This window comes from Streptomyces sp. NBC_00663 (assembly GCF_036226885.1).
Taxonomy (GTDB): Bacteria; Actinomycetota; Actinomycetes; order Streptomycetales; family Streptomycetaceae; genus Streptomyces.
In genome coordinates this window covers 2024303-2039376 of the sequence record NZ_CP109027.1, presented here as the reverse complement: position 1 = coordinate 2039376, position 15074 = coordinate 2024303, and the positions used below count along the sequence as shown (strand labels likewise).

The 15074-nt window shown below is 71.1% G+C and carries 12 protein-coding genes; 6 read left to right on the top strand and 6 right to left on the bottom strand.

Features of this window, described 5'->3' with window-relative positions; genetic code table 11:
• Positions 1–46 precede the first annotated feature (46 nt).
• A complete protein-coding gene (locus OG866_RS09265; RefSeq protein WP_329333224.1) occupies positions 47–892 on the bottom strand; it encodes a (2Fe-2S)-binding protein in 846 nt (281 codons plus the stop codon).
• A gap of 182 nt (positions 893–1074) precedes the next feature.
• Between OG866_RS09265 and OG866_RS09260 the strand changes: the two genes are divergently transcribed.
• Positions 1075–1950: a GntR family transcriptional regulator gene (locus OG866_RS09260; protein ID WP_329333223.1), complete on the top strand. Its 876-nt coding sequence runs from the start codon at positions 1075–1077 to the stop codon at positions 1948–1950.
• 64 nt (positions 1951–2014) lie between these two features.
• Here the strand turns inward: OG866_RS09260 and OG866_RS09255 are convergent, their stop codons facing one another.
• On the bottom strand, positions 2015–2800 hold the full coding sequence (locus OG866_RS09255) for a hypothetical protein (RefSeq protein ID WP_329333221.1): 786 nt from the start codon (positions 2798–2800) through the stop codon (positions 2015–2017).
• Between the two features lie 127 nt (positions 2801–2927).
• Positions 2928–4601: a PucR family transcriptional regulator gene (locus OG866_RS09250; protein WP_329333219.1), complete on the bottom strand. Its 1674-nt coding sequence runs from the start codon at positions 4599–4601 to the stop codon at positions 2928–2930.
• A 367-nt stretch (positions 4602–4968) separates the two neighbouring features.
• Here OG866_RS09250 and OG866_RS09245 point away from each other — a divergent pair, with 367 nt between their 5' ends.
• The 5 genes from OG866_RS09245 (at position 4969) to OG866_RS09225 (ending at position 11733) form a co-directional block, all read left to right on the top strand.
• On the top strand, positions 4969–5859 hold the full coding sequence (locus tag OG866_RS09245) for an FAD binding domain-containing protein (protein WP_329333218.1): 891 nt from the start codon (positions 4969–4971) through the stop codon (positions 5857–5859).
• A complete protein-coding gene (locus OG866_RS09240) occupies positions 5859–6443 on the top strand; it encodes a (2Fe-2S)-binding protein (protein ID WP_329333217.1) in 585 nt (194 codons plus the stop codon). The genes OG866_RS09245 and OG866_RS09240 overlap by 1 nt, the downstream gene beginning before the upstream one ends.
• 2 nt (positions 6444–6445) lie before the next feature.
• On the top strand, positions 6446–8842 hold the full coding sequence (locus OG866_RS09235; protein WP_329333216.1) for a xanthine dehydrogenase family protein molybdopterin-binding subunit: 2397 nt from the start codon (positions 6446–6448) through the stop codon (positions 8840–8842).
• Positions 8843–9070: 228 nt separating this feature from the next.
• Positions 9071–10528, top strand: coding sequence for an NCS2 family permease (locus OG866_RS09230; protein WP_329333215.1), 1458 nt, complete (start codon positions 9071–9073; stop codon positions 10526–10528).
• 47 nt (positions 10529–10575) lie between these two features.
• Positions 10576–11733: an XdhC/CoxI family protein gene (locus OG866_RS09225; RefSeq protein ID WP_329333214.1), complete on the top strand. Its 1158-nt coding sequence runs from the start codon at positions 10576–10578 to the stop codon at positions 11731–11733.
• 11 nt (positions 11734–11744) lie between these two features.
• Here OG866_RS09225 and OG866_RS09220 read toward each other — a convergent pair whose 3' ends face one another.
• From OG866_RS09220 to OG866_RS09210, 3 genes are read right to left on the bottom strand one after another with little or no spacing between them, the layout of a single operon-like run.
• Entirely contained in the window at positions 11745–12713 is a 969-nt protein-coding gene (locus OG866_RS09220) for a hypothetical protein (RefSeq protein WP_329333213.1), read from the bottom strand.
• A gap of 2 nt (positions 12714–12715) precedes the next feature.
• On the bottom strand, positions 12716–13672 hold the full coding sequence (locus tag OG866_RS09215) for an AAA family ATPase (RefSeq protein WP_329333210.1): 957 nt from the start codon (positions 13670–13672) through the stop codon (positions 12716–12718).
• The gene (locus tag OG866_RS09210; RefSeq protein ID WP_329333208.1) at positions 13669–14958 is read right to left on the bottom strand and encodes a toll/interleukin-1 receptor domain-containing protein; all 1290 of its coding nucleotides are present in this window, start codon (positions 14956–14958) and stop codon (positions 13669–13671) included. The genes OG866_RS09215 and OG866_RS09210 overlap by 4 nt, the downstream gene beginning before the upstream one ends.
• Positions 14959–15074 lie beyond the last annotated feature (116 nt).

The following is a 15074-nucleotide window of genomic DNA, read 5'->3' as shown; positions in this document are numbered from 1 at the left end:
GGATGATCTTACGGGACCGGTGGATGCGACCGTTCCGCGGGGTCCCTCAACTGGCTGCCGCCGCCAGCAGTTTGACGACCCGGTCGGCGTCGCAGGTGCGCGGGCAGGTGGCGCACGTGTCCTGCGGTTCGAGGGTGTAGTACATGCAGCAGCTGATCCGGTCCCGGGTGGGCAGCGGCTCGCCGGCCGGTCCGCTCAGCTCACGGAAGGCCGCCGAGCCGACGTACGGCTTGGTCGTGCCCGGCAGGAGCAGCTCCAGCTCGCGCTCCGCCCGCCGCCGCTCGTGCTCGCCGAGCAGTCCGGCGACGTACCAGAGTCCCTCGACCACCTCGTCGGTCACCATGCCCCACAGGGCCCGCCCGCGTCGCCGCATCCGCGGTCCGAACCCGGCGAGCAGCGGCTCCATGTGCTCGGCGACGGCGTCCCGCACCTCGGCACGCAGCGCCTCCTCGTCCGGGATCACCCGGGCACCGGGCAGCGCCGCGGCCGGATCACCCGGCAGACAGGCGAAGGCGCCGGCCCGTACGGCGAAGTCCATCGGGCCCCGGGTCCGGTCGTACGACACCCGCGTCACGGGGAAGCGCGGCACCCGGCGGTGCAGGAACCAGGGCAGGGTGATCAGCAGACACGCGGGCCAGGCGTACCGGTGCAGTCCGAAGCTCGCGATGACGTCCGGCCGGCCGGGGCGTCCGTGATCGCGCCGGACCTGTGCGTCGTCCCACACCAGGAAGGCGTCGAGGCCGTCCCCGCCCGCCGCGAGCGCGTGGGCTCCGACCCATCCCCCGCCCCGGGGTGCCGGCTCCGCCGGCCCCAGCTCGCGCACCGTCATGCCCGGAAAGACCTCGGTCAGACGGTTGTAGGCGTCTGTGAGGGCCGAGCCGGGAGCGGGCATGTGGGGCCACCAATCCAGGACAGTTGTGCGACCGCGTTGCACAGACGTTCTAAAGGTAAGGCTAACCTTACCCAAGATCATCACGCTTTGAACCATCGGCTTCTGCGCCTAAGGTGCTTGACGGGTGAGTAGCAACCCGTCGTAATGACCCCAAGTACCGACACGTCCGGAGGAGGCTCCTTGTGAAGCAGGGCACACAGGGCTCCACCGGGACGGAGATCACCGGGCCGGTACGGGTGCCGTCGCAGGCGCGTGCCCACGGCGCGCTGCCGGAGCCCCAGGTCGAACGCACCCGCGCCGCCGACGCCGTACCGAAGGCCCGGGGCGGGCGCCCGCCCGCCGAGCACCCCTTGCCGACGCCGTCCTCCGTGGTCCCCGCAGAGCAGCCGCCGGTGTCGCCGCCCTCCGTGTCCGCCGAACACCGCGCCCGGCCCCTCGTCCAGCGGGCCTCCGTGCGCGGACAGATCGTCGACGCCCTGCGCACCGCGCTGGTGACCGGCGAGCTGATCCCCGGCGAGGTCTACTCGGCGCCCGTCCTCGGCGAGCGCTTCGGCGTCTCCGCGACGCCCGTCCGTGAGGCCATGCAGCAGCTCGCGCTGGAGGGCGCCGTCGAGGTCGTCCCCAACCGCGGCTTCAGGGTCGTCGAGCGGGGCGCCCGGGAGCTGGCGGAACTGGCCGAGGTCCGCGCCCTGATCGAGGTGCCGGTCGTACTGCGGCTGGCGCGTACGGTGCCGGCCGAGCGCTGGGCGGAACTGCGACCGGTCGCCGAGGCCACGGTGCGGGCCGCGTCGACCGGCTGCCGGGCGACGTACGCCGAGTCGGACCGCGCCTTCCACCGCGCGGTCCTCGCCCTCGCCGGCAACGAACAGCTGGTCCAGATCGCCGACGACCTCCACCGCCGCGCCCAGTGGCCCCTGACCGGCGGCCCGGCCGCACGCGGCCGAGCCGAACTGGTCGCGGACGCGGCGGAACACACCGCCCTGCTGGACGCGTTGATCGCCGGAATTCCCGACGTGGTGCGAGCGCTGGTGGGGGAGCACTTCACGGGGGTGGGCTGAGTCGAGCGGGGGAGCACTTCGCGGGTGGCGGGCTGAGCCGAGTGGCGCATCCCGCCCGCACCGCTCAGGCCGTTGCCGCCCCCGCTGCCGGTGGCAGTGGTGCCAACTGGCGTGACAGCCACGTCGGTACGCCGCCCAGCAGGCGGAACAGCCGCCGTGCCTCCTCCCGGAGGCGGGACGCCTCCGGCTCCACCTCCGCGTCGGCCAGCGAGGCCAGCGCCGGAGCGGTGCCGACCAGGTAGCCCAACTCCTCCCGGATCCGCAGCGATTCGCTGAAGCCGTGCCGCGCCTCCGCCAACTCCCCGTCCCGCAGGGCGAGTCCGGCGAGATGGCGCCAAGTGAAGGACAGCAGAAGGGGATCGGCGTGGGCCACCGCTCCCGCGTGCGCCCGCCGGTACGCCGCCCGCGCGGCCTGCGGCGAGCGGGTGAGGTTCTCGGCGAGGAGCCCGCGCCGGAAGTCCAGCAGGGCCCGCCCCGGCGCCCCCGGAGCGATCAGCGCCGCCGCCCGCCCGAGCGCGGCCCGCGCCTCGTCGGCCCGGTCGCGGACCTGGTGCAGCGTGGCCGCGTACGCAAGTTGCCCTCTTTCACAAGCGGCGGCGCCCCGCTCGTCGTCGGTGTGGGCCAGCGCCTCGGCCGTGCGCAGCGCGTCCTCGGCCTCCTCCCAGCCCTGCTCGGTGTAGAGACACCGTTCGACCAGCAGCGCGGCCCGCTGCAACGCCGCGTCCGCGCCCACCGGCTGGAGCAGGGCTGCCGCGTCGGCCCAGCAGGCGCGTGAGCGCAGCCGCCATACCGCGGTCTGGAGTGGATCGTCAGGGGTCGTTCCGTTACCAGACATGGCGGTATACGCCACCTCGCCCTCCCCGGCACACCATTGAGCTGTTGAGTGGTGGCCGCATCTCAGCACGAATTCCGGGGCCCGGCCAAGAGGGTGGGTGAAGGATTTCACAAAGTCGTGGGATCCCCGGCGGCGCCGGATGTCAGCTCATCCTCAACGCCAGGAAGAAATCCAGCTTGTCCTCCAGCCGGGAAAGGTCACGACTCGTCAACTGCTCGATTCGCCCCACCCGGTAGCGCAGTGTGTTGACGTGCAGGTGGAGCCGGGTCGCGCAGCGGGTCCAGGAGCCGTCGCAGTCGAGGAACGCCTCCAGGGTCGGGATCAGCTCCGCGCGGTGCCGACGGTCGTAGTCCCGCAGGGGGTCCAGAAGACGGGCCGTGAACGCCCGGCGGACGTCGTCCGGGACGAAGGGCAGCAGCAGGACGTGCGAGGCCAGCTCCTGGTGGCCCGCCGCGCACACCCGGCCGGGCCGGGCCGCCGCCACCCGGCGGGCGTGCCGGGCCTCCTCCAGCGCGCCGCGCAGCCCCTCCGCCGAGTGCACGGCCGCGCTGACGCCCAGCGTGACCCGGCCGTCGTCGTCGAGCCCGGCGGCGAGCGGGTCCCGTACGGACTCCAGCAGGACGTCGGCGAGGATGCCCGTCTCGGAGCCGTCGTGCTCGGTCGACATCGCGGGCAGCGGGACCAGCGCGATGGCCTCGTCGCCGGTGTGGGCGACCGCGATCCGGTCGGACGGCTCGGTGCCGCCGGCCAGCGGGTCCACCAGGATCTCCTCCAGCAGCGACTGGGCGACCACACCGCCCTCGATGTCCCCGCCGTCCCACTCGACGCGGGCCACGACGACCTGCCAGTGCGGTGCCGCCCCCAGACCGGGCAGCAGGACCGGCGCGGCGACGCGCAGACGCGCGGCGATCTCGGCGGGCGCCGCGCCCGTCTGGACCAGCTCCAGGATCTCCTGGGCGAGCCGCCGCCGCACCGTGCGGGCGGCGTCCCTGCGGTCCCGCTCGACCGCGATCAGCTGGGTGACGCCCTGGAGCAGGTCGAGCCGCTCCTCCGGCCAGTCCCCGGCGTCCGCCTCGACGGCCAGCAGCCAGTCCGACAGCACCGTCTCGCGCACGTCCCGCGAGGCCTGCGGGGAGCGTCCGCTGCTGCGGACCGGGAACAGCGAGTACGTCGTCGAGCCGAGCGTCAGCCGGTGCGGGCCGCGCCGGCCTGTGCGGGCGGCCGCGAGATGCTCCGCCGCGAGCTTCGCGCAGATGTCGGCGGGCAGCGCCGGGCCCGTGGTCTTGGAGCCCGCGATCAGCCGCCCGGTCGGCGACAGCACCCAGGCCCGCAGATCCAGGTCGGAGCCGAGCAGGTCCAGGACGACGTCCGGGCCGCCGCCCGCCGGGCCCGAGGTCATCATCCGGCGGTGCCGGTCCACCACGGCCGCCAGGTCACCGGCCCGCTCGCCGCTGACCTGCCGTACGACATGCTCGGTGATCGTCGCGAACGCCACCGACTCGTGCACCGCGAACAGCGGCAGCCGGTTGCGCGTACAGGCCTGCACCAGGTCGTCCGGCACATCGCCGAGCTCCGCCTCGCCCGCCGCCAGCGCCGCCACCCCGGCCTGCACCAGGATCCGCACGAACGCGTCGGAGTCGGCGGCGTCCCTTCGCCACGCCAGCCCCGTGAGCACCAGCTCGCCGCCCGACAGATAGCGGCTCGGATCCCGCAGGTCCGTGGTCATCACACCGCGTACGGTGCGGTCCAGCTCGTCCTCGCCGCCGAGCAGCCGCAGGCCCAGCGCGTCGGTGTCCAGCAGTGCGCGCAGCCGCATTCTCGTCGCCGCCGATCTTTGTCTCGAAATCTACGATGAACAGTGAGGCCCCTGTGCGGGAGGCGCCTGTCCGGTGGGGCCGGTGTGCTCCGCGCACCGCCCCTCGGGCTGTGTCCCAGGTCACGCCCAGTGTGTCGCGCGTTTCCACAGGAAAACATGGAGGTTACTGAGGCCCTCCGTTCATACGAATCTACAAGATGCCCGCCCCGACCAGCCAACTCCTTCAGAGTTTCCGTGACTGACCCCGTCGGAGCACGTCGCTGTGTACTGGCCCCACTCCGCGTGAACAACTCATGAACGAGCCGGGCCCGCCGCACACGATCTGGCTCGATCCGTACCACCCACGAGACGCAGAAGAGAGCCGGTCATGGACTTCCTTCGCCCCGCCAGCTGGGAGGAGGCGCTCGCCGCCAAGGCTGAGCACCCCACCGCTGTGCCCATTGCGGGCGGCACCGATGTGATGGTCGAGATCAACTTCGACCACCGGCGGCCCGAGTACCTGCTCGACCTGAACCGGGTCACCGACCTCACCGAGTGGGAGGTCGGCCAGGACTCGGTGCGGCTCGGCGCCTCCGTCCCGTACACCGGCATCATGGAGAACCTCCGTGCCGAGCTGCCGGGCCTCGCCCTGGCCTCGCACACGGTCGCCTCCCCGCAGATCCGCAACCGCGGCGGCGTCGGCGGCAACCTCGGCACCGCCTCCCCGGCCGGCGACGCCCACCCCGCGCTCCTCGCGGCCGGCGCCGAGGTCGAGGTCGAGTCGGTGCGCGGCTCGCGCCTGATCCCGATCGACGACTTCTACACCGGAGTCAAGCGCAACGCGCTCGCGCCCGACGAGCTGATCCGCGCGGTCCACATCAAGAAGGCCGACGGCCCGCAGCAGTACTCCAAGGTCGGCACCCGCAACGCGATGGTCATCGCGGTCTGCGCCTTCGGTCTGGCCCTGCACCCCGAGACCCGCACGGTCCGCACCGGCATCGGTTCGGCGGCCCCCACCCCGGTCCGGGCGAAGGCCGCGGAGGAGTTCCTGAACGCCGCGCTCGAAGAGGGCGGCTTCTGGGACAACGGAAAGATCATCACCCCGTCGGTCGCCAAGCAGTTCGCGGACCTGTGCTCCGCCGCCTGCAACCCGATCGACGACGTCCGGGGCACGGCGAGCTACCGCCGCCACGCGGTCGGCATCATGGCCCGCCGCACGCTGACCTGGACCTGGGAGTCGTACCGCGGCACCGCCGCTCGCACGGAGGGAGTCGCGTAATGCGCGTCAATTTCACGGTCAACGGCCGTCCGCAGGAGGCCGACGACGTCTGGGAGGGCGAGAGCCTGCTCTACGTCCTGCGTGAGCGCATGGGCCTGCCCGGCTCCAAGAACGCCTGCGAGCAGGGCGAGTGCGGTTCCTGCACGGTCCGCCTGGACGGTGTGCCGGTCTGTTCGTGTCTGGTCGCGGCCGGTCAGGTCGAGGGCCGTGACGTCGTCACGGTCGAGGGCCTCGCGGACTTCGCCAAGCAGCGCGCCGAGCACGGCGGTTGTGCGAGCGGTGCCTGCGGTACGTCCATGCAGGACGCCCAGCAGTGGGCGGCCAAGGGCCAGGACTCGCAGACCGGCGAGGGCACCGAACTCTCCCCGATCCAGCAGGCGTTCATCGACGCCGGCGCCGTCCAGTGCGGCTTCTGCACCCCGGGTCTGCTGGTCGCCGCCGACGAGATGCTGGAGCGCAACCCGAACCCCACCGACGCGGACATCCGCGAGGCGCTGTCGGGCAACCTGTGCCGCTGCACCGGCTACGAGAAGATCATGGACGCGGTCCGCCTCGCGGCCGCCCGGCAGGGAGAGGCGGTCTGACCATGCCCACGAAACCCACCAGCGGCGCGCCCACCAAGATCACCCAGGGTTCGCAGACCAAGGGCGGCATCGGCGAGTCCACGCTCCGCCCGGACGGCACCCTCAAGGTCACCGGCGAGTTCGCGTACTCGTCCGACATGTGGCACGAGGACATGCTCTGGGGCCAGATCCTGCGCTCCACGGTCGCGCACGCCGAGATCGTGTCCATCGACACCAGCGAGGCCCTCGCCCTGCCGGGCGTCTACGCCGTCATGACGTACGACGACCTGCCCACGGACGTGAAGAACTACGGCCTGGAGATCCAGGACACCCCGGTCCTCGCGCACGGCAAGGTACGCCACCACGGCGAGCCGGTCGCGATCGTCGCCGCCGACCACCCGGAGACCGCGCGCCGCGCGGCCGCCAAGATCAAGGTCGACTACCGCGAGCTGCCCGTCATCACCGACGAGGCCTCCGCGACGGCGCCGGACGCGATCCTGGTCCACGAGGGCCGCGATGACCACCACATCGGTCATGTCCCGCACCCCAACATCGTGCACCGTCAGCCGATCATCCGCGGCGACGCCGAAGAGGCCGCCCGGCGCGCCGACTTCGTCGTCAAGGGCGAGTACACCTTCGGCATGCAGGACCAGGCCTTCCTCGGTCCCGAGTCGGGTCTCGCGGTGCCGGACGAGGACGGCGGCGTCCACCTCTACATCGCCACCCAGTGGCTGCACAGCGACCTCAAGCAGATCGCCCCGGTCCTCGGACTGCCCGAGAGCAAGGTCCGTATGACGCTGTCCGGCGTCGGCGGTGCCTTCGGCGGCCGCGAGGACATCTCGATGCAGATCCACGCCTGTCTGCTGGCGCTGCGCACCGGCAAGCCGGTCAAGATCGTCTACAACCGCTTCGAGTCCTTCTTCGGCCACGTGCACCGCCACCCGGCGAAGCTCTACTACGAGCACGGCGCGACCAAGGACGGCAAGCTCACGCACGTCAAGTGCCGGATCGTCCTGGACGGCGGCGCGTACGCCTCCGCGTCCCCCGCGGTCGTCGGCAACGCCTCCTCCCTCTCGATCGGCCCGTACGTGGTCGACGACGTCGACATCGAGGCCATCGCCCTCTACACCAACAACCCGCCCTGCGGCGCCATGCGCGGCTTCGGCGCGGTGCAGGCGTGCTTCGCCTACGAGGCGCAGATGGACAAGCTCGCCGACCAGGTGGGCATGGACCGGGTCGCCTTCCGTCAGCTCAACGCGATGGAGCAGGGCACGATCATGCCGACCGGCCAGCCGGTCGACTCGCCGGCCCCGGTCGCCGAACTCCTGCGCCGCGTCAAGGCGATGCCGCTCCCGCCGGAGCAGCAGTGGCTCGCGGCCGGCGAGGAGGCCGACGTACGACAGCTGCCCGGCGGTCTGTCCAACACCACGCACGGCGAGGGTGTCGTCCGCGGTGTCGGCTACGCGGTCGGCATCAAGAATGTCGGCTTCTCCGAGGGCTTCGACGACTACTCCACCGCCAAGGTCCGTATGGAGGTCGTCGGCGGCGAGCCGGTGGCCACCGTCCACACGGCGATGGCAGAGGTCGGCCAGGGCGGCGTCACCGTCCACGCGCAGATCGCCCGCACCGAGCTGGGCGTCACGCAGGTGACCATCCACCCGGCCGACACACAGGTGGGCAGCGCCGGTTCGACCTCGGCCTCCCGGCAGACGTACGTCACCGGCGGCGCGGTCAAGAACTCCTGCGAGCTGGTCCGCGAGAAGGTCCTGGAGCTCGGCCGCCGCAAGTTCGGCTCGTACCACCCGGCGTGGGCCACCGCCGAACTCCTCCTGGAGGGCGGCAAGGTCGTCACCGACGGCGGCGAGGTCCTCGCGGACCTGGCCGAGGTGCTGGAGGGCGAGAGCGTCGAGGTGGAGGCCGAGTGGCGGCACCGCCCGACCGAGGCCTTCGACCTCCGGACCGGCCAGGGCTTCGGCCACGTCCAGTACTCCTTCGCCGCGCACCGCGCGGTCGTCGAGGTGGACACCGAACTCGGCCTGGTCAAGGTCATCGAGCTGGCCTGCGCCCAGGACGTCGGCAAGGCGCTCAACCCGCTGTCCGTCATCGGCCAGATCCAGGGCGGCACCACCCAGGGCCTCGGTGTCGCGGTGATGGAAGAGATCATCGTCGACCCCAAGACGGCCAAGGTCAGGAACCCCTCCTTCACGGACTACCTGATCCCCACCATCCTCGACACGCCGACCATCCCCGTCGATGTGCTCGAACTCGCCGACGACCACGCCCCGTACGGGCTCCGTGGCATCGGCGAGGCCCCCACCCTGTCGTCCACCCCGGCCGTCCTCGCGGCGATCCGGAACGCGACCGGGCTGGAACTCAACAGGACGCCGGTCAGGCCCGAACACCTCACGGGCACGGCGTAACCGCCCAGTTGAAGCTCTCCGGGCGGCGCAGGGAACGTCACAACCTCCATCGCGCCGCCCGGAGCACCAAGTCCCGCACCGCTCGCGGTACTTGAGCATGTCCCTGTACCACATCTGTTCGTTCGTCTCGGGCCGTCCCCCGGGTCGTGCGGCCGAAGCACCTTCCCAAATCCCGCAGCCGCACAGGCGGTTGACGGGGGCCCCTGTGAACCTTGGGAGTAGGCCCACATGACCCAGCAGTCACTGGAGCCGGAGACCGTTGCCGACGACGCGGGAGAAGGCACCCGCGTCCCGGCCGGACGGTCCTGGCTCGACCGGTACTTTCACATATCCAGGAGAGGATCCACGGTCGCGCGCGAGGTGCGCGGCGGCGTCACGACCTTCATGGCGATGGCGTACATCCTCCTGCTCAACCCCCTGATCCTGTCCGGCAAGGACGCGGCGGGGGACACCCTCGGCCAGAATGCCCTCATCACCGCGACCGCGTTCGCGGCGGCCTTCACCACACTGCTGATGGGCTTCTTCGGCAAGGTGCCGCTCGCCCTCGCCGCCGGCCTCTCCGTCTCCGGCGTCCTGTCCTCACAGGTCGCCCCGCAGATGACCTGGCCGCAGGCCATGGGCATGTGCGTGATGTACGGCGTCATCATCATGCTGCTGGTCGTCACCGGCCTGCGCGAGATGATCATGAACGCCATCCCGCTGGCCCTCAAGCACGCGATCACCATGGGCATCGGCCTGTTCGTCGCCCTGATCGGCTTCTACAAGGCCGGCTTCGTCCATCAGGGCAAGGCGACCCCGGTGACCCTGGGTCCCACGGGTGAACTCGCGGGCTGGCCGGTCCTGCTCTTCGCCGCCACCCTGCTCGCCATCTTCATGCTCCAGGCCCGCGGCGTCCCCGGCGCGATCCTGATCGGCATCGTCGGCGGCACGGTCCTGGCGGTGATCCTCAACGCCCTCGACGTGATCGACCCCGGGCAGTGGGCGAGCGGCGCCCCCGAACTCCACGGCAGCGCGGTCTCGATGCCGGACTTCTCGATCTTCGGCGACGTCGAGTTCGGCGGCTGGGGCGAGGTGGGAGCGATGACGGTCGGCATGATCGTCTTCACTCTGGTCCTGGCGGGCTTCTTCGACGCGATGGCGACGATCATCGGCGTCGGCACGGAGGCCAAGCTGGCCGACGAGCAGGGCCGCATGCCGGGCCTCTCGAAGGCCCTCTTCATCGACGGTGCGGGCGGCGCGATCGGCGGCGTGGCCGGAGCGTCCGGCCAGACGGTGTTCGTGGAGTCGGCGACGGGTGTCGGCGAGGGCGCCCGCACGGGTCTGTCGTCGGTGGTGACGGGCCTGTTCTTCGCGGCGTGCCTCTTCTTCACCCCGCTGACGGCGATAGTGCCGGGCGAGGTGGCGGCGGCGGCCCTGGTCGTGATCGGCGCCATGATGATGATGAACGCCCGGCACGTGGACTGGGCGGACCGCGCGACGGCGATCCCGGTCTTCCTGACCGTCGTCATCATGCCGTTCACGTACTCGATCACGGCGGGCGTCGCCGCGGGTGTCATCTCGTACGTCGCCATCAAGGTCGCCCAGGGCAAGGCGCGGGAGATCGGGGCGTTCATGTGGGCCCTGACAGTGATCTTCTTCGTCTATTTCGCCCTCAATCCCCTTGAGAGCTGGATGGGCGTGCACTAGCGCCCTGCTGTAGTCGCTGCACACAACTTCCGTTAGGAGACCGAGAGATGCTGGACATCGCCGAAGAGCTGCACCGGTGGGTCGAGCAGGGACGCGACTTCGCCGTGGCCACCGTGGTGGCGGTCGGCGGCAGCGCCCCTCGCCAGCCCGGCGCCGCCCTCGCGGTCGACGCCGACGGCACGGCGATCGGCTCGGTCTCCGGCGGCTGTGTGGAGGGCGCGGTGTACGAGCTGTGCCAACAGGCGTTGCAGGACGGCGAGACGGTCCTGGAACGCTTCGGCTACAGCGACGACGACGCCTTCGCGGTAGGCCTGACCTGCGGCGGCATCATCGACATCCTGGTGACGCCGGTACGGGTGGGAGACCCGGTCCGCGAGGTGATCACCGCGGGCCTCGCCGCCGCGGCGACGGGCGAGGCGGCGGCGGTGGCTCGGGTGGTCTCGGGCCCGGCGGAGCTGATGGGCCGGGCGCTGCTGGTCCGCCCCGACGGCGCCTACGACGGCGGCTTCGGCGCCCACCCCGAACTGGACCGCACGGTCGCGGCGGAAGCGGGCGCGTTCCTGGACGCCGGCCGCACGGGCACCCTGGAGATCGGAGAGCAGGGCTCGCGTTGCGGAGCACCGCTCTCTGTGTTGGTGGAGTCCTCGGTCCCGGCCCCCCGGATGATCGTCTTCGGTGCGATCGACTTCGCGTCGGCGCTGGTGCGGGTGGGCAAGTTCCTCGGCTACCACGTCACGGTGTGCGACGCCCGGCCCGTCTTCGCCACGAAGGCCCGCTTCCCCGAGGCGGACGAGATCGTGGTGGAGTGGCCGCACAAGTACCTGGAGCGGACGGAGGTCGACGCCCGTACGGTCCTGTGCGTCCTGACCCACGACGCGAAGTTCGACATACCGCTGCTGCGGCTGGCGTTGCGGCTTCCGGTGGCGTACGTGGGCGCGATGGGCTCCCGCCGGACCCACCTGGACCGGAACGAGCGCCTGCGCGAAGTCGGCGTGACCGAGCTGGAGCTGGCGCGCCTGAGGTCGCCGATCGGGCTGGACCTCGGGGCACGTACGCCGGAGGAGACGGCGTTGTCGATCGGGGCGGAGATTGTCGCCAACAGGCGTGGGGGGAGCGGGGTCTCGCTCACGGGGGCGCACACGCCGATCCACCATGACGTGACGTCGCTGTCCGCGCCGGCGGGGCGGATCGGGTCGGTGGCCTGAGAGCCGCTGTTTCAGCCGTCGTGCATACGGACCCAGCCGACCGTGGTCCTGCGGTCCCAGGGGACCATGCGAACGCGGTCGGTGGCCCAGGAGGGCCAGCGGTGGCGGGGGTAGGGGAGGAAGACGACGGGCGTACAGCCTGCTCGGCCGAGCCGGTCGAGGAAGCGTTCCCAGTCGGCCTGCCCCGCTCGCCGATGGCGGGGAGGGCCGCCGAGGCCCAAGTCGGTGAGAACGAGGACCCGGGTGCCGGAGGCGGGCGGATCGTACGGTTGCCACGGCCAACGGTCCGCCGGACCGGCCCCGTTGCCGGGAGAATCCTCGAAATGGAGGATGTCGGTGGTGTCCTGGCCGACCGTCTTGCGGATGTGCGCGATCAACTCGTCCTGATCCCGGTGGAACGGCTGCATGCCGGTTCCCCGGTCGACCAGCACCTGGACGCCGAACCGCAGCGTCGGGGCCGGGCGACGTGGCAGCGTACTCAAGGGCAGCCCCTTGGCCAGCCTTCCCACCGCGCGGTGGATGTCCACTTCGCCGTCGGGCTCCCGGCGGGAGACGGCGGCCTGGATGATGGCGGACGTCGACTTGGGCGCGAGCAGCGGCTCGCGCACCGGTGGACGCCCGGTGCGCGAGGCGGTGGCCAGGGCGGGCGTGGTCCAGGCGACGCGCGGTCGGCCCGCCCGCACCAGGGGGGTGAGCAGCGTCGGTCCGTCACCGGGTGCGGGGACGGAGACCTTGGCGGGAGCCGGTGGCGGCAGTGCCGGTCCCGGAGCGGCGGTGGGGGCACGGAACTCGGGTGCGGCGTCCGGAACTTGGGGTAGTGGGTCGCCGTCCGGTACCGGGAGAGGACGTACGGCCTCGGCGTCGGCGCTCGTCTCGACACCGAGCAACTCGCGCACGGCCCGCACGGTCTCCGGGTCCCCGCCCCCCAGGGCGGCCATGGCACGGGCCACATCACCCAGCCAGATGCCCGACGACGTCATGGTCAGGCTTCCGGCTGCTGCGGTTTGAGCAGGGTGAGCTTCTTCAGCTCGCCCCAGTCGGGGTGCTCGGTGTCGATCATCAACTCCTTGCAGGCACGCAGCGCGTCGAGGAACTCCGCGGTGCTGGGCGGCCGCAGTCCCTGCTGCTTGGCATACGTCCGCGTCTCCACCAGCGCGTCGGCGAGTTCCTCGGCGAGTGCCCGGTCGGCGGCGGTGAAGGCGCCGACGGCGGTCTGGAAGTGCTTCTCGGCGATCTTCACCAGACGGGTTTGGTCCGGTTCCTCAAGCATGAGGACGACACAGCGGCGCAGGAAGGCCTGGGGCAGCTCCCTTTCCTCGTTGGTCGTGATGATCACCAAGTGACGACCGGGCTCCTCGCCCTCGGACGGGACGTGTTTGCCGACTTCCTCGCCTGTCTCCTGCACTGTGAACCGATGTGAACCGAGCGGCACGAGCAGGCTGTTGGGCATGTCGGGGTCGGCCTTGTCGATCTCGTCGATGAGGACGACGGCGCTGTGCTGCTCGCGCCCCCGGTTGACCTCCTCCCGGGGGTCGACGCGCTTGGTCTCCCGGTCGCCGCCCGCTGAGAGCGGGTTGAACGCCCACCACAACGGGCCCGGTGTCACGTACGCCGCGTCGTCGAGTTCGGTTCCCGGACGGCGGATCTGCGCGTCACCGAGGCGGCGCACATGGTCGTACGTCCACAGCAGGTCCCGGCCCTGGGTCCGCGAGGTGACCACCTGCTCGTAGTACCGCCACCGCCTGGTGAAGGCGATGTGCGCGGCGAGCGACGACTTGCCCGAACCCGGTTCCCCGCGCAGCAGCAGTGGTCGGCCGGTGGCCAGGGCGACGTCGACGGCCAGCTTGATCCGCTGGTGCATGAGGTAGACGCGGCCGTCGTGGCGGTCCGGAGCGTCCCAGTGGGGCGTGACGGGCTGAGGGAGGCCTTCACCGGTCATGCGCTTACCTCCTGGCCGTGGCGGCGATTGGGCAGGTCCATGAGTTCCTGGGTGAGCTGGTACCCGAGATCCTCGTCCTCCTCGGCGAGCGCCGGCAGGATCACGAGATCCGCCAGCCGGGGCGACAGTCGTGTACGGGCCGGATCGGACGCGTCGGCGAGCAACACGATGACCAGCCAGGGGAACAGGTCGTGCACACGGGCCACGATCCGCTCGACGAGCCGGGGCCGGACCTCGTGGACGTCGAGGATGAGACAGTGCAGATAGTCCTTGCGCGGACGGAAGTCCTGGGGCTTCTTTCTGGCGGAGAGGTAGAGCACTCGGCGCACGGCCTCGACGCATTGCGTCACGAAGTCGTCGAGCGCGTCCTCGCCCACTGGGATGCCGCCCGCGGTCTGGTACCGGTAGAACTTGATCCGCCGGCACATGGCACGGTCCACGTACTGTCCTGCGGTCTCGGTCTCCCGGGCGTTGAGAGCCACGAGGCGTTTCGACGCGAGCCCCTTCGGAGGGAGCAGCCGACGGGCCGCCGCCGCATCGATCCAGGTGGGTGTGAGAAGAGCGATGAGGTCCGTCAGCGGGCTGCCGCTCATGCTCCGCGCGATCTCGTGGACGGCGTCCCGGAGCCCCGCGACCGTCGCCGCGGCGAGCATGTGGTGCGCGAGGAACTCGGCGCCACCCGCGAACGCCGCTATCTGAGGCAGGTCTTCTTCCCTGATGCCGAGGGCGCGGCCGGTGGCCGTCAGAGCCCTCTGGTCGTGGATCGTGTTCAGCAGTCTCGCCACGTCCTCGATCCAGCACCGCATGTGGTCGGTCTCGTGCCGTACGTCGGGCAGCTCGGCGAACTGGCCGAGCACCTCCTCGACGAGCCGGTCCGCGTACGAGCGGTCGGCCGCGCTGTAAGGGACCTTGTCGTACTGCAGGGGCAGAAGTTCTTCGAAGCCGCTCTGCCGCAGCTGTTCGGCCGTCACCTCACCGATCAGTACCGGCAGGACCCGCAGCGACGGACACAGGGATCGCCGCCACATCAGGATGTTGACCTCGCGACGCACCCAAGTGGACTCCAGGGCGGCCGCGTTCAGAAAGACCACGGCGACGTCGCACTCCGCTATCCATGACATCAGTTGCGGATACCACTCGCTGCCGGGCCGCAGCCGGACCTTGTCCAGCTTCACGTCGTAGTTCCGCGCCGCGGTCCTGAGCCCTTCGAAGACACGCAGGGTGATCCGCTCGGCCAGCGGATCGCCTCCGAAGCTGTGGCTGACGAACACGTTGATCATGGGCATTGCACTTCCGTGGCGCCCATGTGACGGCGTATCAGTGTGCTTCCCCCGAGCGTGTTCACAGGCCGATTCTGACGGAGGGGCGTGGTCGGGGGCAAAGGAGTCGGAGATACTCGGCA